Annotated in this window: 20 protein-coding genes; 8 read left to right on the top strand and 12 right to left on the bottom strand. The window is 74.7% G+C overall.

All coding sequences use genetic code 11. The features are described from left to right. Nucleotides 1–91 precede the first annotated feature (91 nt). Genes ABEA26_RS16965 through ABEA26_RS16985 form a run of 5 tightly spaced genes read left to right on the top strand, consistent with a single transcriptional unit; the run spans nucleotide 92 to nucleotide 3,576 of the window. Complete coding sequence (locus tag ABEA26_RS16965) at nucleotides 92–499, top strand: hypothetical protein (protein WP_345593230.1); 408 nt, start codon at nucleotides 92–94, stop codon at nucleotides 497–499. Continuing rightward, nucleotides 496–1,983, top strand: a complete 1,488-nt coding sequence (locus ABEA26_RS16970) for a tetratricopeptide repeat protein (RefSeq protein ID WP_345593231.1) — start codon at nucleotides 496–498, stop codon at nucleotides 1,981–1,983. The genes ABEA26_RS16965 and ABEA26_RS16970 overlap by 4 nt, the downstream gene beginning before the upstream one ends. Nucleotides 1,984–2,031: 48 nt before the next feature. Further along, a complete protein-coding gene (locus ABEA26_RS16975) occupies nucleotides 2,032–2,955 on the top strand; it encodes a polysaccharide pyruvyl transferase family protein (RefSeq protein ID WP_345593233.1) in 924 nt (307 codons plus the stop codon). A gap of 57 nt (nucleotides 2,956–3,012) precedes the next feature. After that, nucleotides 3,013–3,321 (top strand): DUF3040 domain-containing protein, encoded by a 309-nt coding sequence (locus tag ABEA26_RS16980; protein WP_345593234.1) that lies wholly within the window; start codon nucleotides 3,013–3,015, stop codon nucleotides 3,319–3,321. Nucleotides 3,322–3,375: 54 nt separating this feature from the next. Then, nucleotides 3,376–3,576: a hypothetical protein gene (locus tag ABEA26_RS16985; protein WP_345593235.1), complete on the top strand. Its 201-nt coding sequence runs from the start codon at nucleotides 3,376–3,378 to the stop codon at nucleotides 3,574–3,576. 177 nt (nucleotides 3,577–3,753) lie between these two features. Here ABEA26_RS16985 and ABEA26_RS16990 read toward each other — a convergent pair whose 3' ends face one another. The 12 genes from ABEA26_RS16990 to ABEA26_RS17045 all read right to left on the bottom strand — a co-directional run bounded on the left by ABEA26_RS16990 (nucleotide 3,754) and on the right by ABEA26_RS17045 (nucleotide 16,804). Next, on the bottom strand, nucleotides 3,754–4,650 hold the full coding sequence (locus ABEA26_RS16990) for a glycosyltransferase family 2 protein (protein WP_345593237.1): 897 nt from the start codon (nucleotides 4,648–4,650) through the stop codon (nucleotides 3,754–3,756). Next, complete coding sequence (locus tag ABEA26_RS16995; protein WP_345593238.1) at nucleotides 4,647–5,582, bottom strand: glycosyltransferase family 2 protein; 936 nt, start codon at nucleotides 5,580–5,582, stop codon at nucleotides 4,647–4,649. The genes ABEA26_RS16990 and ABEA26_RS16995 overlap by 4 nt, the downstream gene beginning before the upstream one ends. Further along, the gene (locus tag ABEA26_RS17000) at nucleotides 5,579–6,781 is read right to left on the bottom strand and encodes a glycosyltransferase family 9 protein (RefSeq protein ID WP_345593240.1); all 1,203 of its coding nucleotides are present in this window, start codon (nucleotides 6,779–6,781) and stop codon (nucleotides 5,579–5,581) included. The genes ABEA26_RS16995 and ABEA26_RS17000 overlap by 4 nt, the downstream gene beginning before the upstream one ends. A gap of 254 nt (nucleotides 6,782–7,035) precedes the next feature. Further along, on the bottom strand, nucleotides 7,036–8,406 hold the full coding sequence (gene rfaE2 / locus ABEA26_RS17005) for a D-glycero-beta-D-manno-heptose 1-phosphate adenylyltransferase (RefSeq protein ID WP_345593241.1): 1,371 nt from the start codon (nucleotides 8,404–8,406) through the stop codon (nucleotides 7,036–7,038). Nucleotides 8,407–8,414: 8 nt separating this feature from the next. Next, nucleotides 8,415–9,077, bottom strand: coding sequence for a D-sedoheptulose-7-phosphate isomerase (locus ABEA26_RS17010; RefSeq protein ID WP_345593243.1), 663 nt, complete (start codon nucleotides 9,075–9,077; stop codon nucleotides 8,415–8,417). After that, complete coding sequence (locus tag ABEA26_RS17015) at nucleotides 9,077–10,294, bottom strand: glycosyltransferase family 4 protein (RefSeq protein ID WP_345593245.1); 1,218 nt, start codon at nucleotides 10,292–10,294, stop codon at nucleotides 9,077–9,079. The genes ABEA26_RS17010 and ABEA26_RS17015 overlap by 1 nt, the downstream gene beginning before the upstream one ends. Next, nucleotides 10,291–11,253, bottom strand: coding sequence for a glycosyltransferase (locus ABEA26_RS17020; protein WP_345593247.1), 963 nt, complete (start codon nucleotides 11,251–11,253; stop codon nucleotides 10,291–10,293). The genes ABEA26_RS17015 and ABEA26_RS17020 overlap by 4 nt, the downstream gene beginning before the upstream one ends. Beyond that, complete coding sequence (locus ABEA26_RS17025) at nucleotides 11,250–12,239, bottom strand: glycosyltransferase family 9 protein (protein ID WP_345593248.1); 990 nt, start codon at nucleotides 12,237–12,239, stop codon at nucleotides 11,250–11,252. The genes ABEA26_RS17020 and ABEA26_RS17025 overlap by 4 nt, the downstream gene beginning before the upstream one ends. Then, entirely contained in the window at nucleotides 12,236–12,952 is a 717-nt protein-coding gene (locus ABEA26_RS17030; protein ID WP_345593249.1) for a D-glycero-alpha-D-manno-heptose-1,7-bisphosphate 7-phosphatase, read from the bottom strand. Before ABEA26_RS17030 ends, ABEA26_RS17025 begins: the two co-directional genes overlap by 4 nt. Next, nucleotides 12,949–13,983: a glycosyltransferase gene (locus ABEA26_RS17035; RefSeq protein ID WP_345593250.1), complete on the bottom strand. Its 1,035-nt coding sequence runs from the start codon at nucleotides 13,981–13,983 to the stop codon at nucleotides 12,949–12,951. Before ABEA26_RS17035 ends, ABEA26_RS17030 begins: the two co-directional genes overlap by 4 nt. Further along, a complete protein-coding gene (locus tag ABEA26_RS17040; protein WP_345593251.1) occupies nucleotides 13,980–15,620 on the bottom strand; it encodes a carbamoyltransferase family protein in 1,641 nt (546 codons plus the stop codon). Before ABEA26_RS17040 ends, ABEA26_RS17035 begins: the two co-directional genes overlap by 4 nt. Before the next feature lie 191 nt (nucleotides 15,621–15,811). Next, nucleotides 15,812–16,804, bottom strand: coding sequence for a UDP-glucuronic acid decarboxylase family protein (locus ABEA26_RS17045; protein WP_345593265.1), 993 nt, complete (start codon nucleotides 16,802–16,804; stop codon nucleotides 15,812–15,814). A gap of 334 nt (nucleotides 16,805–17,138) precedes the next feature. Here ABEA26_RS17045 and ABEA26_RS17050 point away from each other — a divergent pair, with 334 nt between their 5' ends. From ABEA26_RS17050 to ABEA26_RS17060, 3 genes are all read left to right on the top strand, one after another. Continuing rightward, nucleotides 17,139–17,663, top strand: a complete 525-nt coding sequence (locus ABEA26_RS17050; protein ID WP_345593253.1) for an SdpI family protein — start codon at nucleotides 17,139–17,141, stop codon at nucleotides 17,661–17,663. A 162-nt stretch (nucleotides 17,664–17,825) separates the two neighbouring features. Continuing rightward, complete coding sequence (locus ABEA26_RS17055; protein ID WP_345593254.1) at nucleotides 17,826–18,266, top strand: SRPBCC family protein; 441 nt, start codon at nucleotides 17,826–17,828, stop codon at nucleotides 18,264–18,266. A gap of 85 nt (nucleotides 18,267–18,351) precedes the next feature. After that, nucleotides 18,352–19,230, top strand: a complete 879-nt coding sequence (locus ABEA26_RS17060; protein ID WP_345593256.1) for an endonuclease/exonuclease/phosphatase family protein — start codon at nucleotides 18,352–18,354, stop codon at nucleotides 19,228–19,230. The last annotated feature ends 48 nt before the right edge of the window (nucleotides 19,231–19,278 follow it).

The following is a 19,278-nucleotide window of genomic DNA, read 5'->3' on the forward strand; positions in this document are numbered from 1 at the left end:
TGCGGGGCGGCGCGACCACCGTGTCCGTGACGGCCGCGCCACCCCGCGCCCACGTCGCACCGCTTCAGGAGAAGGCACAGAGGGAAGGCACATGAGGGAAGTTGATCCGACGGCGCCCGCCACCACCCGTCGGCCGGCCGGCGTCACCCTGGCTGTGACCCTGCTGGCGCTGGGAACGCTGACGGCCGTCGTCGCGGCGACGGCCTCTTCGCAGGCACAGACGCCGGCGCAGACGCCGATGACCGCGCTTTGGCTCGCCTGTGTCTGGTTCGCGGTCCGGGCCGGCCGCGGGCGGCGCACCGCGCGCACCACGGCCTCCTGCCTGACCGTGCTGACCCTGCTGCTGGCGGTCCCGTTCGCGCTCGTCGACCCGCTCTACGGCGGGTCCACCCTCCTGGTGGCCGCCGCTCTCGCGGTCCCGGGGCTGTTCCTGCTGTACGCGCCCGCCGCCGAGGCGTACGTCCGCACGCGGCAGGGCGGCGAAAGGAGCGAGACATGACCCAGCCGCCGTACGACGAACCGGACTCCCCGGAGTACCCCGAGCACGAGTCCTCCGAGCACGAGTATCCCGAGAACGAGTCCCCCGGGCCGGACCGGCCGCCCGCGCCGCCCCGGGAGCCCCGGAAGCCCCGGAAGCCCGATCCGCTCGGCGTCGCCGTCGGCAACGCCTCGCTGCTCGGCGCCGGCTACCTGATCATGGGGCGCCGGGGGCTGTTCTGGGGCGCCGCGGTGGTCACCGTCCCGCTGGTGTGGCTGGTGGCCGCCCGGGCCGAGACGTGGTGCGAGGCGGTCCTGCTGCTGTGGTGGGCGGCGGGCGTCGCCCACGGATGGCGGCTGGCGCGGCGGCACCCGGCGGCGGGCCCCCGGCGCGGACAGCGGGTGCTCGCGCTCGCCCTCGCCCTCCCCGTGCTGGTGACCGCCGGATGGCTGCGCTTCGACGCCCACGGGATCGCGGACGCCGTCGACGAGGCCCGCGAGGACGGGGACTGCGGTGCCGTGGTGGCCGCCCAGGAGCGGGTGGGGTTCGGCCACCGGCTGGCCGCCGCCGCGGTGGCCGCCCGGGGCGACACCGTGGTCGAGGCCTGTGAGCGTCTGGACACGGCGGCGAGTTATCTGAGCGGCGGCCTGACCGGTGACCTGGACATGTTGAAGACCGGCTTCGGCCGGCTCGGCACGGTCCTCGGCGAGCCCGGCAACGAGCGGACGGTCGAGGCGACCCTGAGTCACTTCCTCGGACGGCTGCCCACCGACGACGGTTGCCGCACCGTACGGATCGCGGACTGGCTGCGGGACCGTGAGAGCGGCCCCGAGGGCCTGGACGGCCCCTCCTCGGCCACCGCGGCACGCATAGCGCCCGAGGCGCTCATGAAGTGCGGTGACACTCTCATGACCGGCGAGGAGTGGGCGAACGCGCGCGACCGCTACCGGCGGCTGCTCGAGGAGCACCCCGGCGACGAGCGCGCGGAGGCCGCCCGCAAGGGGATCAGGAAGGCCGGTCTCGCCATCGAACTGGACAACGTCAGGGACCTGGTGACGGCGGCGGACGACATGAGCACCGGCTACTGCCGGAAACCGGCGAAGTACTCGCAGGCACCCGCCCACCGCAAGGGCACGAACCGCGCCCTGTTCGTGGGCGACAGCGAGTACACGGACAAGCTGCCTGACCGGTGGCGGACCTCCGACGCCGCCAAGGCCGCGCTGGTGGTGTGCGTGGGCTCGGCGGGCATGGGGAACACCGTCGAGACCTGCCAGTACCGGGACCACGACGAACGGATCCGCAGCATCACCTTCCGCAAGGCCGAGGTCCGGGTGAAGGCCTACGCGCTGCGGACCGGGAAGCTGGTGACCGACCGCAAGCTGCAGATCAGCGGCTCCAGCTGCCCGTACTTCATCTCCTACTACGGCAGTCCGCCGTCGCAGCGGTCCGTCACACCCTCGGACGCGGACGTGCGCGACGCCTTCGAGCCGGTGGTCAGGCGCTGACCGCGCCCGCCGGTGACCGGTGATTGTCCAGCCACTGCCGGGGCACCCATGGACACTGTGCATCAACGAGACAGGACCCTGGTGACCGGCTGGTTCAGCTTCCTGCACGGGGAGGCGACCGCCGGGGACGTGCTGGCGTTGCGGCGGGTGGAGGAGGTGCTGCGGGGCGCGGGGCTCGCGTACGACGTCGTATGGAGCCCCGGGTTCCGCGCGGACGCGCTGCACTTCGCGGACCTGGACCCGGCGGCGTACTCCCGGCTGGTCTTCGTGTGCGGGCCGGCACACGGACCGCAGGTCGAGGAGCTGCACCGGCGGTTCGCGCACTGCGTGCGGGTCGCCGTCGGCGTCTCCGTCGTCGACCCCGGCTCCCCCGCCGTCACCGGCTTTCACCGGGTGCTGGCCCGGGACGCCGCCGGCGCCGTGCCGACCCCGGACCTCGCTGCCCGCGCGCCCGCGCTGCCCGCCCGGCCGGTGGTCGGGGTGATCCTCACCCACGGGCAGCACGAGTACGGGCCGCAGCGGCGGCACGAGGAGGTCGCCGCCGGGCTGACGGGCTGGCTGGCCGGCAAGGACTGTGCCCGGCTGGAGCTGGAGACGCGGCTCGACGCACACGACTGGCGGCTGTGCGGCACACCCGCCCAGCTGGAGGCCGTACTGGCCCGGCTGGACCTGGTCGTCACCGACCGGCTGCACGGGCTGGTCCTGGCGCTGCGGGCCGGGACACCGGCGCTGGCGGTGGACCCGGTCGCGGTCGGCGCGAAGGTGACGGCGCAGGCGCGCGCGTGCGGCTGGCCCGCGCTGGTGCCCGCCGAGCGGCTGACGGAGGACGTGCTGGAGCACTGGTGGGACTGGTGCCTGACCGGTGGGCGGGAGGAGGCCGGGCGGATCGGCGCCGGGTTCCGGTCGGCGGAGCCGGTGGTGGACGCCGCGGACGGTCTCGTGGCGGCGCTGGGGACCCGGCCGGCCGGTTAGTCCCCGGGCCGCGCGGGCACTCGGTCGACCGTCGGTCCGCCCCCGGGAGGAGACATCGTGAGCATCGGCCGACTCCCCGATCACGAGCAGCGCATACTCGACGAGGTGGAGCGGGCGCTGCGCCGCGACCGCCGGCTGGACCGGCGCCTGCGCACGCTGCGGCTCGGCCGTCGCCCCGACCTCACCCGCCTGGCGTCCTACCGCCCCCGCACCCTGACCGTCTTCCTGCTGCTCACCTTGTCGGTCACCCTCATGGTGACCGGCATCGTCACGTCCCACCCCGGTGTGATCTGGGCCTTCGCCGCCGTGTGGCCACCGACGCTGTTCGCGGCGTTCCGGCTGCTGTGCAGGTGGACGGAGGGCTAGGCGGTTTGCCGCGTGGGGCGGCCGGGGACCCGGTCCCCACAGGAGGTGATCGTCGTGCCCGAACCCGGAAGCAAGAAGTACGACACCCGGCGGGCCCGGCTCCGCAAGGAGGCCGAGCGGTCCGGAATCTCGGACCAGGACGCCAACCGGGCGGCCAACGAGGAGCTCCAGGAAGGTGAGGACTGGGGCAGCCGCGGCCCGCGGACGGAACGCGGGCGGGGTCCGAAGGGCGAACGCCCGGGAGGGTCCGACTGAGTTCTGGTCCGTCCTCGGACCGTCGTCCGCACGGGCCGGCCCCGCGTCCCCTCGGCGCGGGGCCGGCCCGTGCGGTGGACAGCGGCACGGACGGGGGGGAGGTGGCGTCAGCCCGCGTAGCCGGCCAGCCCATGGCAGCTGGTCAGCCCATGCAGATGGTCAGCCCATGACAGCTGGTCAGCCCGTGTAGCTGCGGGCCTTCGAGTCGCGCTGGGCGGGTTCCAGTGAGCGCAGGCGGGCCTCGACCTCGGGTGGCAGTACCCGGCGTTCGCGCAGCACCCACGGCAGGGCGGCCGTCGCCTCGGCGAACGCGCGCAGGGACGCGGTGTCGCGCGGGACGGTGCGGGCCAGGTGGAGGGTGCGGCGCAGGGCCGGGCCGGCCGGGCGGCGCAGCCAGGTGAACCACAGGGTGTTGCGGATGCCGTGCGCCCGTCGCAGCGTCGAGTCCCGGACGGTGGACGGATGGTGATGGATCGTCAGGTCATCGGCATACGTCAGCCACCAGCCGTTCGCCGCCAGGTCGGCGGCGAGCAGCTCCTCCTCACCGCCCAGCCACAGCCGGGGATGGAAGCCGCCCGCGGCCCGGAAGGCGTCGGTGCGCAGCACGGTGGCGGCGGCCAGGAAGGACCCGAGGGCCGGCCCCGGGAGCCAGTCCGGGTGGGGCACGGGCGAGTCGCGCAGCTCCCTGACGATCGGGTCCTCGGTACCCTCGGGTTCGACGAGGATGCGGGCGGTGACCGAGCCGACCGCCGGGTGTCCGTCGAGCAGATCTGCGGCGCCGGACAGGGAGCCCGGCGCCCACCAGGAGTCGTCGTCGCAGAAGGCGACGTAGGGGGTCCTGACCTGGCGGACCGCGAGGTTGCGGCCGACGGCGCCGAGGTTGCGGCCGGGGCGCAGGAGCCGTACGTCGGGGTGGTGGCGGGCGACGGCGGCGGCGGTGCCGTCGGTGGAGGCGTTGTCGGTGACGATCACCGGGGGTTTCTCGGGGAGTTCGGCGAGGCGGTCCAGGGTGCGCAGGAGTTCGGGGCGCCGGTTGTGGGTGATGACGACGACGGTGGTCCGGAGGTCGGTCATGACGTCGCTCCGTTCGCCGTGTCCAGGAGGCGGGCGGCACGCTCCACGTGCGGGGGCAGCGGCCTGCGGGCGCGCAGGGCGGCGGGCAGGCGGGTGAGCGTCTCGCGCAGGGCGCGCCGGGCGTGCGGGTCGCGGCGGGCGTCGGCCGCGAGGACTCGGGTGCGGGCCAGCGCGTGCGGGATCGGGCGGCGCAGCCAGGCGGTGAGGAGTTCGTTGCGGCGTACGACGGCCGGGCGGTCGGTGCGCGGGCCGGGGTCCGGGTGGTGGTGGGCGACCACGTCGGGGCAGTGCGTGACGCCCCAGCCGCGGGCTGCCAGGTCGTAGGCGAGGAGGGTCTCCTCGGCGCCGAAGAAGAGCAGGGGGTGGTAGCCGCCGGCGTCGAGGTAGGACGTGCGGCGGGCGACTGCGGCGCAGCCGAGGAAGCCGAGCACCTGGGTGCCGGGCAGGTCGGTGGCCGCGCCGAGGGGGGAGTCGGCGAGCAGGTCGTTGAGCGGGTCCGTGGCGTCGTCGGGGCCGACGAGGGTGCGGGCGGAGAGGAGTCCGAGCCGGGGGTGCTCGTCGAAGTGCCGGGCGGCGGCGCTGAGGGAGCCGGGCGCCCACCAGGAGTCGTCGTCGCTGAACGCCACGTACGGGGTGTCGAGGGCGCGGACACCGTGGGTGCGGGCGAGGGCTCCGCGGTTGAACGGCAGGGCGATCAGGCGGACCCGGGGGAAGTCCCGGGCGAGCATGGCGCGGGTGTCGTCGCTGGAGGCGTTGTCGACGACGAGGACCTCGGGCCGTTCGGGCAGGGCGAGCAGGTGCCGCACGGTGACGGCGAGGCTCGCGGAGCGGTTGCGGGTGGCGATGACGACGCCGACGGGGGCGGGTCGGGTGGGGTCGGCGTGGGAGCGTTCGCGGGTGGTCGACGGGCCGCGGTTCGTGGCGTGGTTCATGGTGCCTCTTCCAGGGCGTCCGGGGCGTCGCGGATGCCGAGTGCGTCGAACGCGTCGAGTGCGTCGAGTGCGTCCAGGACGTCGTCGGTGGTGATCCGCAGCAGCGCGGGGTCGGGCTCATGGCCGTGCGGGTCGCCGTGGTGGCCGTGGTCGCCGCCCGGGCCCGGGTGCCACAGGACGCGGTGGCGGGGGTGGTCGGGCGGGCCCCAGCGGCTGGGCGGGACCGGGCCGAAGAGGGTGACCGAGGGCGTGGCGTGGGCGACGGCGAGGTGGGCGATGCCGGTGTCGCCGCTGACGACGGCGCGGGCGCCGGCCACCAGGGCGGAGAGCCGGTCCAGGGACAGGCCGCCGCAGAACACGTCCGTGTCGGGCAGGTGCGCGAGCTTGGCCGGCCTGGCCACCAGGTCCGCCTCGTCCGCTCCCCCGGTGACGACGACCCGGCGTCCGCGGGCGCGCAGCGCTTCCGCGACGGCCGCGTACCGTTCCACGGGCCAGCGGCGGGAGGGTGCACCGGCCCCGGGGTGCAGGACGACGGCGCCGGGGGCCGGGGACGGTGCTTCCGGGCGCGGCAGCCGCAGGTCGGTGGGATCGGCGTCGATACCGTACGCCCGCAGCAGACGGCACCAGCGGTCCCGCTCGTGCTCCTCGGCGTACCAGGGCGGCCCCTCGATCTCCGGAGTCTCCGGGTGCGCGAAGGCCAGCAGCTTCGGCGGGCCGAGGCGCGTCAGCAGGCGGTGGCTGGGCGGTCCGTTGCCGTGCAGGTCGACGGCGACGTCGGGGGGCGGCCCGGTCCAGTCGAGGGTGCGCGGGACGGCACGGCCGGGCCCGGCGGCGGGCAGCAGTCGGTCGACGGCGTCGGTCGCCGCGACGAGGGGTGCCAGCTCGGCGGGGGCGGCCAGCACCAGCTCGTGCCCGGGGTACGCGCGACGCAGCGCGCGCAGCGCGGGCACCCCGGCCAGCAGGTCGCCGAGCCCGAGGGCGCGCAGGACGAGCAGCCGCGGACGCGCCCCACCACCCCCGGCGTCGGGCCCGTTGTCCGGTTCCGGGCTCGGGTCCGACGCGGCGTACGCCGGAAGGGCGTCGGGCGGGTGCGCCGTCCCGGCGGACGGCGGATGCACCGGATCGCCCGTCACCGGACCGCCGGCCGACGGCCAGGCCGCCGCGCCCCGCGCCCCCGCGCCGTCCTCTGCCGGGGACATCCCCTCCCCCGCATCGTCCACCGCCGCCGGAGGCATCCCCTCCCCCGCGCCGGGACCCGCACCCGCCACCGACCGCGCGCGCCGGTCGCCACGCGCCGTCCCGGCGGACGGCGGACGCACCGGGTCGCCCGTCACCGGACCGCCGGCGGAGGCCGGGAGGGCGGTGGCGTTCGTCGGCGGGCGGCCGGCGGACGACAGGGACGGGGACGGCGACGGAGGTCGGCCGCGCCCCGTGTCCGGCGTGTTGTCGCGGGTCATCGCACCCCCTGTGCCGCGCGGGCCATCAGGGCCGTGGAGGAGCGGCCGTCGAGGTAGGGCAGGAGGACCGCCTGACCGCCCCACTCCTGGAGCAGGCCGGCCTCGGGAAGGTCCGCGCCCGCGTAGTCGCCGCCCTTGACCCAGACGTCGGGGCGCAGGTCGCCGAGGAGGCGTTCCGGGGTGTCCTCGTCGAAGACGGCGACCGCGTCGACGCAGGCCAGGGCGCGCAGGACGCGTACGCGGTCGGCGAGGGGGTTGACGGGGCGGCCGTCGCCCTTGCGACGCCGGACGGAGGCGTCGGAGTTGACGCAGACGACCAGGCAGTCGCCGAGTCGCCGGGCGGCCTGGAGGAGGCCGACGTGACCGGCGTGCAGCAGGTCGAAGCAGCCGCCCGCGGCGACCACCGTGCCGTGCTGGGTACGGATGCGTGCGGCCAGGGCCTGCGGGTCGTCGGTGTCGGACGGAGCGGTCGGCACCGGGCCGGTGTCGGCGGGAGGCAGGGCGCCCGCGCCGCCCGCGGCGACGAACGCCGTCGCGGCGCCCACCGCGCCCTCGACGGCCTCCCCCACCAGCGCGCCGTCGGCCAGCAGTCCGGCGGCGGTGGCAGCGAACCGGTCCCCCGCGCCGCAGGAGTCGCCGTGGTGGGCGGCGGGCGCGGGGAAGAGCAGGGGGTGTTCGCCGTAGGAGAGCAGGGCGCCGCGCGAGCCGAGGGTCACCGTCACCGCGGCCACCCGCCAGTCCCGTACCAGGGCGGTGGCGTTGAGCGCGGCGGCGCGCAGGCCCCCGCCCGGATGGCCGCCCGGCGGGGCGAAGCCGTGCGCCTCCTTCTCGGCGGGTGTCACCAGCCGGGTGCCGGGGACCGGCGGGCCCCCGCGCGGGTGCGGGTCCCAGACCAGCGGTGGACGGGCGGCCAGTACGTCCCGCAGGGCGTCCGCCGTGCCACGACCGTAGTCGGAGACCAGGACGGCCCGGGCGGAGCGCAGCGCCGCGCGGGCCGCGTCCGTGGCCTCGCGGGCCCGGCCGCCGCCCCGGTCGAGACGGACGACGGGGCGGTCCTGCGCCAGGACCCGGGTCTTCTCGGGCAGGGTGCCGGTCAGGGGAAGCGGGATCAGGGTCAGCCAGGGGTCGAGGAGTTCGCGCAGGACCGTGCTCGCCGGGTCGTCACCCGCGCCCGTGATCAGTGTGACCTCCCGGCCGTCACGTGCGGCGAGGTACGCGGCGAGCGCGGCGCCCCCGGGACGTACGCGCTCGGCGCACTCCGACACGACCGGTACCGGCGCGTCGGGCGCCAGCCGGTCGGCGGAGCCGGTCAGGTCGCGGTCCAGCAGGGCGTCGCCGACCACGACCAGAGGAGCCCTGTCAGCCATGCGTTCCGTCACCTCCGCGTTCCCTTTCCCCGTGGGCCGCCCGTGCCCCTTGCGCCCCCTGCGTCCCGCGCATCCCGCACGCTCCGTGCGCCCCGCACGCTCTTCTCCAGCGCGGCGTCGAAGGCCGCGCACACCATGTGCACGGCGACCAGGTGGATCTCCTGGACGGTGGCCGTCGAGGGGGCGTCCACGCACAGGGACTCGTCGCTGCCCGCCATGAGCGGGTTGGGGGCGCAGCCGGTGAGCGCCCACACCCGTACGCCGGCCGCGCGGGCGGCGTCGGCCGCGGAGAGCAGGTTGGCGCTGGCGCCGCTGGTGGACAGCAGCATCAGTACGTCGCCCTCGCGGCCGTGGGCGCGGACCTGGCGGGCGAACACCTCGTCGACGCCGTAGTCGTTGGCGATGGCGGTGGTGGAGGACGTGTCGGCGTGGAGGGCGATGGCGGAGAACGGCGGGCGGTCGTCGCGGTAGCGGCCGACGAGTTCGGCGGTCAGGTGCTGGGCCTGGGCGGCGCTGCCGCCGTTGCCCGCGGCCAGCAGCCGGCCGCCGCCACAGAGGACGGCGGCGAGCCTCGAGCCCCAGCGTTCGGTGATGTGCGCGGAGGCACGGAACGTCCCCAGCGCGTACTGGAGTTCGTCGCAGTGCCCGACGACGGGCGGGTGCACGGTCATCACGCCACCTCCTTCGACAGTTCGTGGTCGGCGAGGGTCAGGCGGTAGACCTGCTCCGCGCCGTCCGCGACGCGCGCCCAGGTGTAGTGCCGCAGGACGCGTTCGCGGCCGTTCCTGCCGTACTGGCGTCGCAGCCGTTCGTCGGCGAGGAGTTCGCGGGCGGCGTCCGCGATGGCATCGGGGTCCTGCGGGGTGACCAGGCGGCCCGTGGTCCCGTCGGCCACGGAGTCGCGGTGGCCGCCGACATCGGTGGCGAGGACGGGCACGCCGCAGGCCATCGCCTCCAGCGGCACGATGCCGAAGGGCTCGTAGACCGGGGTGCACAGCACCAGGTCGGCGCTGCGGAGCAGGGCGGGCATGTCCTCGGGGTCGACCGCGCCGAGCAGCCGGACCCGGTCGGCGACGCCGGTGCGGCGGGCGAGTGCGGTCAGGCGCCGCGCCTCCGGGTCGGCGTCGAGGCCGCCGGCGGGCGGGCCGCCCGCGATGAGGAGTTCGGTGCCGGGGACGTGGGCCAGGGCGCGGATGGCCTGGTCGTAGCCCTTGCGGGGCACGAGCCTGCCGCAGGCCAGCAGCCGGTACCGCTCCTTGCGGGCGGGGGTGCGGCCGGTGTCGGCGGTGGGGTGGAAGTGCTCGGCGTCCACACCGCAGGGGACGACGGACACCTGCCGGGGCGGTACGCCCATGTCGCCGAGTTCCACGACCTCGTCCGTGCAGGTGGCCAGGACGCGTTCACAGGCGCGGGCGAGTTGCCGTTCGATGCCGATGCGTTCGTACGGGCTGGTGTCCCGCATGCCCTGGTGGCGTCGCTTGACGGTGCCCAGGGCGTGGAAGGTCTGCACGAGGGGGACGCCGTGCGGCCGGGCGCCGATCTGGGAGGCCATGCCGGACATCCAGAAGTGGGCGTGCGCCACGTCGGGTGTCTCCCGGGCCCAGGCGCGGGCCAGGTGGGCGCCGAAAGCGGGCATGTGCGGGAAGAGTTCGTCCTTGGGCACGGCCGCGGGCGGTCCGGCCGGCACGTGCTCGACGACCGCGCCGCCGGGCAGCGGCACCCGGTCGGGCAGGCCTGGGGCGTCCCGGCGGGTGTAGACCGTGACGTCGTGGCCGCGCCTGGCCAACTCCTCGGTGAGACGGGCCACGTAGACGTTCTGTCCACCGGCGTCGACGCCGCCGAGCGCGGCGAGGGGGCTCGCGTGCTCGGACACCATGGCGATCCTCATCGGGTCACCTCCTTCAGCAGCCGCTCCCAGTCGTCCAGGAAGCGGGACAGCCCGTAACGGGACAGGGCCGCCGCACGGGCTCCGTCGCCGACCGTCCGCGCGTGCGGCGGGTCGGCGAGGAAGTCGTGTACGGCGTCGGTCAGTACGTCGATGCGGTTGGAGACCACTCCGGCGCCCGGGGGCACGGCCTCGGTCACCTCGGTGGTGGCGAGGGCGACCACGGGCATGCCCAGGTGCATGGCCTCCAGGAGGGACAGGCCTAGGGAGGTCCAGCGGACGGGGTGGACGTAGACGCGGCGGCGGGCCAGTTCGGCGTGCAGGTCGCTCTGGGGGACGTCCCGCGTGCGGCAGCGGTCGGGGTCGACGCCGATGTGCTCGGCGAGTCCCTCGGTGCGCATGCCGAACACGTCGAGCGGGGCGGCGCGGGAGAACGCGGGGAGCAGGTCGGTCCCGGTCGTACGTCCGCGCCGGATCGGCTCGTTGACGACGATGGCGGCACGGTCCAGTTCCCCGGTCCAGCGGTGGCCGGGGTCGATGATGCCGTGCTCGACGACCGTCGTCTCCGTCGGACCCGCGTCCCACATCAGCCGGTTGAAGTGGGTGACGTGGACGAGGGTGGTGACGTCGGGGAGGTCCGCGGCGGGGTGCCGGGTGTCGGGTACTCCGGGAGAGGAGCCGTCGGGGGCGTTGTGCTCCAGGTACACCAGCGGGGGGCGGCGGCCGAGCCACTCGTCCACCAGGGCGAGTTCGTGCGGGCGTTGGACGATCACCAGGTCGATGTGCTCGTCCCGCAGCCGCTCCGGCTCCACTTCGACGACGGAGTCCGGCCAGTCCCAGGTGCGTGCGCGGCCGAGGCCGTCGGGTCCGCGGTCCGGGGTGACGGGGACGAGGTAGGTGTGCGGGCCCTGCACGAAGGCCGTGGTCCACGACCCGTGCACGTGCCAGATGAGGATCCTCATGCCTCCCCCAGGAGTTTCTCGACGGCGGCGGCCACATCGGTCGCCGTGACGGTGTTCAGGCATGGGTGGCCGGGGACGGGACAGTCCCGGGCCCGGCTGTCGGCGCAGGGCGCGTCCTGGTCGCCGAGCAGGACGTAGGGGACGCCGTACGGCCGCCAGCGCTCGGCCGGTACGACGGGCGCGAACAGGGACACGACCGGGGTGCCGACGGCGGCGGCGAGGTGGGCGGGCGCGGTGTTGCCGGTGACGACGACGGCGGCGCCCGCGAGGACGCCGGCCAGTTGTGGGGCCTCGGTGCGGCCGCCGAGGTCGGTGCCGTGTTCGCCCGCGACACACGCGGTGAGGTCGCGCTCGTCGGGGCCGCCGGTGACCAGCACGCGGTGTCCGGCGGCGGCGAGTTCGCGCACGGCCTCGGCGGCGCGTTCGGGGCTCCAGGCGCGGGCGGGGACGCTGGCGCCGGGGTGGAGCACGACGTAGGGGCCGGGGCCGGTCAGCGTGTCGGCGCGGGGCGGGGTGCGGACCCGCAGCCGTCCGTCGTCGGGGCGGGGGAATCCGGCCGCCTCGGCGAGGTCGAGGGCGGCCTCGGCCTCGTGGGCGTGCGGGGCGCGCCGGTGGCGCAGGTCGAGGAGGGAGCCGGGGTAGTCGACGCTGTCCGCGGTGATGTGCCGGACGCCGGCGAGGCGCAGGACCAGGGCGGTGGGCAGCGGGGACTGGTGGAAGGAGGTGAGGATCAGCGCGGTGTCGGCGTCGATCCGGTCCACCAGCGCGTCGATGTCCTCCCGCCCGACGTCGGGCGGCTGGAACCCGCCCCACGGCGCGTCCCAGACCAGCACCTCGTCGACGCCGGGCAGCAGGCGGGCGGCGGGGGCGCCGCGCGAGCCGCACAGCAGTGTGACGTGGTCGGCCCGGGCGGCGACGGCCCGCACGGCGGGTCCGGCGAGCAGCACGTCGCCGAAGCTGTCGAGCCGGGTGACGAGCGCCTTCATCGCGGCCTCCCGCGGGTGTGCGCGGCGGCACGTGACCGGAGCGTCTCGGGTGACGCCTCGGGGGCCGGGGCGGTCCCGGCGGTGGGGGTGGGGGAGGAAGTCGGGGTGGGGGTGGGAGCGGTGGGGGCCGAGGCCGCCGCCGCCCCGAACGCCGCCTCGATGGCACGTTCGTCCGCGAGGGCCCGGCCCCTGGGCGGACCGTCGAGTACCTCCCGTACGGCGGTCAGCAGGTCCGGCGCGACATGGGCCGCGCCGGCCGTCTCCTCCGGGCGGGTCTGCGCGTTGGGGACGAGGATGCCGTGGGCGCCCGCGCGCTCGGCGGCCTCGGTGTCGGCGGCGATGTCGCCGATGACGACGCAGTCGGCGGGGGCGGTGCAGACGCGTCCGGCCGCCCACAGGACCAGGCCGGGCTGCGGCTTGCGGCAGTGGCAGCCGTCGTCGGGGCCGTGCGGGCAGATCGCCCAGACGTCGAAGGGGCCGACGAGGTCGTCGATCCGCCGGTTGACGCGGCGGACGTCGGTGTCGCTGATGAGGCCGCGGGCGACACCGGACTGGTTGGTGACGACGCCGACGCCGACACCGTGTTCGCGCAGCAGCGCCACCGCCTCGCGGGCGCCCTCGACGGGCCGGACCCGCTCGGGATCCGCGTTGTAGGGGACGTCGTGGACCAGGGTGCCGTCGCGGTCGAACAGTACGGCCTTGACGGGGTTCATGCGGCCACCTCCCGCCAGGCGGGTGCGCGGCGGTGCCGCCACAGTCCGCTCAGCCGGTGCCACGTCGCGGCGGGCGGGATGAGCGCGCTGGTGACCAGCATCGTCGTGACCTCGTCACGGGTGCGCGGTCCCGCGGCGATGCGGGCCCGGGCGAACTCGGCGGTGCCGGCGGCCCAGCCGAGCCCGGCGACCGCGGCGGCACGAGGGCGGCCGGCGGCGGCGAGGGCGAGGGCGGCCACACCGGCGGCGGTGATCGCCGCGTGGCGCCGGATCCGGCCCTTGGGGGCCACCGCCTTGGCCCACCAGTCCGGGCCGTGCAGCCGCAGCATCAGGGCGTCGTCCGCGTTGCCGCGCTGCTGTTTCAGGGACGCCCAGCGGGAGGCGTCGCGCACGGGGTGGCGGGTGGTGCGGCGGCCCCGCCGGATGCGCCAGCCGGCGTCGAGGACGCGCAGCGCGAGGTCGGCGTCCTCGCGGAAGGCACGGGTGAAGCGTTCGTCGAAGCCGTCGACCTCCTGGAGTACATCGGTGCGGTAGGCCATGTCGGCGGTGATCCACTGGGCCCGGGCGAGGCCGGCGGTGCCGCGCTCCCAGTCGGTGGGGCGGCGCTCGCCCGGCAGCGGCACGGCGATCACGCCCTGCACGGCACCCGTGTCGGGTGCCGCCTCGGCGAGGTCCTGGACCAGCTGGTCGCACCAGTGCGGGCCGACCTGGACGTCGTCGTCGAGGAACGCGGTCCAGGGTGAGGTGACCGCGCGGAAGCCGGTGTTGCGGGCGGCGGCGGGCCCCCTGCCGCCGCTGCGCAGCACCACCGTGCGCTCGCGCAGGTCGCCGAGGACGCTGAGCGGATGCTCCAGTGCGCCGGGGTCGGCGTCGGGGCCGGGCCGGTCGTCGACGAGGACGATCTCGTCGGGATCGGGGCCGATCGCGGCGACCAGCGCGGCCAGACAGTCGGCCAGCGTGTCCCGTACGAGGGTGGGGACGACGACGGCGTAACCGGTCCTGGCGCCGCCGGTCCGGGGAGCGCCGGTCATGCGAACGCCTCCCCCCGGCGGACCGCGAACGGTCCGATGGCCAGTAGGTCCACAGGTGCGGAGCCGAAGCACTCCAGCGCGTCGCGCGGGTCGTCGACCATGGGCCGTCCCGCGGTGTTGAGGCTGGTGTTGACCACGACGGGCAGCCCGGTGCGGCGTTCGAAGGCGTTCAGCATCCGGGCGACGAGCGGCTCGCGGCGTGCCTCGACGGTCTGGATGCGGGCGGTGCCGTCGACGTGCACGACGGCCGGGATCCGGTCCCGCCAGGCGGGGGCGACGTCGTGCACGAAGAGCATGTACGGGCTGGGGAGGGGCCCGGTGAAGATGTCGGCGGCGCGGTCGGCCAGCACCATGGGGGCGACGGGACGGAACTCCTCGCGGCCCTTGACGTGGTTGAGCCGCTCCAGGTTCTCGGAGCGGCCCGGGTGGGCCATCAGGGAGCGGTGCCCGAGTGCGCGCGGCCCGAACTCGCTACGCCCCTGGAACCAGGCGACCACGCCGTCCCGGGCCAGTTCCTCGGCGACCGTCTCGGCGATGTCGTCCGGCTCCTCGTACGGGATCGCCGCCGTCTCCAGCCAGGCACGGATCTCGTCGTCGCTCCAGCCGCGGCCGAGGTCGGCGCCGGGCATGGGCTCGGGGGCGGTGCCCTCCTGAGCGGCGGCCACGTGCAGGGCGCCGCCGAGGGCGGTGCCCGCGTCTCCGGCGGCGGGCTGGACCCACACGTGCCGGTACGGGCCACGGGCGGCGATCTTCGAGTTGGCGACGCAGTTGAGCGCGACGCCGCCCGCCATGGTCAGCGCTTCTCCGCCGGCCTCGCGGTGCAGCCAGTGCACGAGTTCCAGGAGGAGTTCCTCCAGTACGGCCTGGGTGCTCGCGGCGAGGTCGGCGTGGTCCCTCGTCCAGTCCTCGCCCTTGGCGCGGGCCGGGGCGAGGGCCGCCCAGTCGACGCCGTGGGCGCGAAAGCCGCCGTCGCCGGTGGCGTGGATGTGCTCGCGCAGACGGTCGAGGTGGCGGGGGGTGCCGTAGGAGGCGAGGGCCATCACCTTGTACTCGTCGCTGCTGCGCAGGAAGCCGAGGTGCTCGGTCAGTTCCTCGTAGACCAGGCCGAGGGAGTGCGGGAGGGCCTGCGTGGCGAGGGTGTCGAGCTTGCCGTCGCGGTAGCGGCCGGCCAGGTGGGAGGCGGACTCGCCGCGTCCGTCGAGGACGAGTACGTCGTTGTCGGGGTGCGGTGAGGCCGGTCCGGCGGAGGCGGCGTGCGCGACGTGGTGCGGCACGAAGACGACCTGGTCGGTGTCGAGCCCGGGCAGCGCGTCGGCGAGGAACTCGGGGGCGCGACGGGCGTACTCCAGCCGCAGCGGGTCCCACGGGTCGTCCAGGCCCATGTCGCGGGCGGGCCGGGCGAGCTTGGGGTCGAAGGAGTACGCGACGGCGTCCAGTTCCCCGGGCCGTATCCCGGCGTGCTCCAGACACCACCGCGCCGACAGCTCCGGCAACTCCCACGCGGAGAAGGGCACCGGGCGCTTGCCGTGCTTGCGGCGGCTGAAGCGCTCTTCCTCGGCGGCCGCAACGGTCCGGCCGTCGACGACGAGCGCGGCGGCCGGGTCGTGGAACAGGGCGTTGATACCGAGGATGCGCATGGGGGGTGCTCCGTCCCGGGCGACTACTGGAATCTCTCGTCTCTCAGGGCTCGCGGGTGCCGCGGTGCGGCTGACTCAAACACTTGGAGACAACTCAGTTCCGGATATGAACGGACATGTCACGGTATGTGAGTGCCGTGGTTACGCAGTCAGGATGTCTGTCTGCGATCAGGCGCGTCTGCGCTACGCGGTCAGGCCGCGACGGAGTGCGCGAACCAGCCGATGGTCCGCTCCAGACCCTCGCTCCAGCCGACGCGCGGCTGCCAGCCGAGCCGTTCGCGGGCCAGGGTGGTGTCGGGCTTGCGCCGGCCGGGGTCGTCGACGGGGCGTTCGACGAAGCGGATGCGGGAGCCGGAGCCGGTGAGCTCGACGACGCGGCGGGCCAGTTCCAGCATCGTGATCTCGTCGGCACCGCCGATGTTCACCGGCCCGCTCTCACCGGACGCGGCGAGGGCCAGGACGCCGTCGACGGTGTCGTCGACGTAGCACAGGGAGCGCGTCTGGCCGCCGTCGCCGGCGACGGTGAGGGGCATGCCGTCCAGTGCCTGCGCGATGAAGGTGGGCACGGCGCGGCCGTCGCCGGTGCGCATGCGGGGCCCGTACGTGTTGAAGATGCGGACGATGGCGGCGTCCGTGCCGTGCACCTGGCGGTGGGCGGTGACCAGGGCCTCGGCGAAGCGCTTGGACTCGTCGTAGACGCTGCGCGGGCCGATGGGGTTGACGTTGCCCCAGTAGCTCTCCCGCTGCGGGTGTTCCAGCGGGTCGCCGTAGACCTCGGAGGTGGAGGCGAGCAGGAAGCGGGCACCGTCGGCACGGGCCCGCTCCAGGGCGTTGCGGGTGCCGGTGCTGCCGACGTCGAGGGTCTCCAGTGGCAGCCGGAGGTAGTCGGCGGGCGAGGCCGGGCAGGCGAAGTGCAGCACCAGGTCGAACCGGCCGGGCAGACCGCGCACGGCCACCGGGTCGGTGGCGTCGGCCCGGACGAACCGGAAGCCGCGGTGCCGCTCCAGTTCGGCCACGTTGCCGTGGGAGCCGGTGGCCAGGTTGTCCAGGCACACGACGTCCGTGCCGTCGTCGAGCAGGCGGCCGCACAGGTGGGATCCGACGAACCCGGCCCCGCCGGTCACCAGTGCCCGGCGCCGGCCGCGTCCGCTCACGGGGTCGGTGCCCACGGGACTCTCGCTCACGGGGATCTCGCTCACGGGGATCTCGCTCACGGGGTCCTCCTCACTCTCGGCGTCACTTGCGTGTCGGCTGAGTAACCCGGCGAACACCCCCACTACCTCGAACCTTCATTCGAGAGGATGCAGGGAGACACCCTTTGGGAGCCTTTTTGGGCTTCCGTCTGCAACCAGCGGCGGCCGTCAACTACCTGCAATGCGCCATACATCTACCGAGGATGTCTCGAAACGACCTCCAACCCCCCGAAACGATCACATTACGATCGCAATGCTGCACTACCCCGCTTGAGGGTTCGGGCATATGCGGGTCGCCGATATCTACGTTCTTGGAGGACAAGTAATGGATCCGGTCGCGGGATTCACTTTCGGCGTGGGATTGATGACGCTGGGCGCGGTGATTCATTACATGAAGAGCCAAGTCGCGAGCGGCAGCATCCAACGCAACTCTGCGATTGGCATTCGGACCAAGGCGACGATGTCTTCCGACCACGCATGGCAAGCAGGGCACGCCTCTGCGGCCCCGGTGCTGACGGTGACCTTCCTGACCGCCTATGGCACAGGTGCCATTTCATTGGCACTCGGCCTGGCATTCAGACTGAGCGATACCGCGAACTCGACTGTCATCATCGTTCCGTCGGTCGGGCTCGTAGGAATTCTCGCACTTCTCACCGCAGCAGCGATCAGGGCGAATTCGACTGCACGTGCAGTCGGTGACTCTACAGATAGTTCGGCTCACGCCGAGCTGTATGACGGAGGGCAACGTGAAGTTCAGATCGAGAAACACGGTCGTCGCAGTGGCGGCCGGCGCCATCCTCGTGGCGGGCGGTATCACCACCCAGACCGCCTTCGCCGCCGCCTGACTTGAGGACAGAAACTGTCCAACAAGGCGCTCGCAGCCGTCCGAGCGCCGGTCGAGCACGGCTTCGCCCATCTCAGGAACTGGCGGGTCCCCGGCAAGGCCGAGCCGGGAAAGGTCTACCGCCAGGGCCTGCGCCCAGTCACGCGGCCGGTTCCCTACGATCGCTCCGTGGCCACCTTCTCGCTCGAACGCACCGCCCCGCTCCCCCTGGACGAGGCCTGGCGCAGGCTCACCACGTGGAAGCGGCACGGTGACGCCGTGCCGCTGACCCGGGTCGCCGTCACCACCCCCGGGCCAACGCGCCGGGGCACGCTGATCGTGGCCCGCACGGGCGCCGGCCCGTTCGCCTTCGACGACACGATGGAGGTGACCGTCTGGCAGCCACCGCACGACGAGGCCCCCGGCCTGTGCCGACTGGAGAAACGCGGCCGGCTGGTCGGGGGCTGGGCCGAGGTGGAGGTCCACCCCGGCCCCGGCGGCCGTACCCGCGTCGTGTGGCGCGAGGAACTGAGGGTCCGTCTCCTCCCGTCCCTCTTCGACGGCGCGCTGGGCCGTGCGGGGCGGTACGTCTTCGGCCGCGCGGTCAACCAGCTCCTGCGGCGTCCGTGAATCCCCGGTTGCGCACGGGGGACGGGAGACGGACGGTCTCGCGTCGCACGCCTCGCGGCGGACGTTTCCCGCGTACCGTGCCGACATGTCTGTCAGAGCGCGCACCTTCAATCAACTGTCCGTGGCCGCCGCCTTGTTGAGCCTGGCGCTGGCGGCCCCGTCCGCCTCCGCCTCGACCTCCGCGTCCGCCACGCGAGGGCACGCGGTCCCCCTGCGCGTCGCCACGTACAACATCCACGCCGGCACCGGATCGGACGGCGTCTTCGACCTCGACCGGCAGGCCGCCGCGCTGCGCGCCCTCGACGCGGACGTGATCGGCCTCCAGGAGGTCGACGTGCACTGGGGCGCGCGCAGTCAGGACCTCGACGTCGCCGGGGAGTTGGCCCGACGGCTCGGCATGCGGGTGTCGTTCGCCCCCGTCTACAGCCTCGACCCCGTGGAGGCCGGGAGCCCGCGGCGCGAGTACGGCGTGGCGGTACTGTCCCGCTTCCCGATCCGCTCCGAGACGAACCACGAGATCACACGCCTGTCCACGCAGGACCAGAACCCGGTGCCGGCACCCGCGCCCGGTTTCGGCGAGGTGACGCTCAAGGTGCGCGGGGTGCCGGTGCAGGTCTTCGTGACGCACCTCGACTACCGGTCCGACCCGGCGGTGCGGGTGGCACAGGTCGCCGACACGCGGCGGATCATGGCGCGGGAGCGGGCTGACCTGCCGGGGGCGCGGCAGGTACTGCTCGGCGACCTCAACGCCGAGCCGGCCGCGCCCGAACTGCGGCCGCTGTGGGCGGGGCTGCGCGACGCCGGGGCAGGGACCGGCGGCACCTATCCGGCGGCGGCACCCGTCAAGCGGATCGACTACGTGGCCGTGGGCGAGGGCGTGCGGGTGCACGACGCGTCCGTCCCCGAGGAGGCCGTGGCCTCGGACCACCGACCGGTGGTGGCGAAGGTGTCGCTGACCAGGTAGGGGTACGGACCTTCGCTGGTCAGCGCGCATCCCGCTGGTCGGGCCACC

The sequence above is a fragment of the Streptomyces marokkonensis genome, assembly GCF_039539045.1.
In the GTDB taxonomy this organism is placed as follows: domain Bacteria; phylum Actinomycetota; class Actinomycetes; order Streptomycetales; family Streptomycetaceae; genus Streptomyces; species Streptomyces marokkonensis.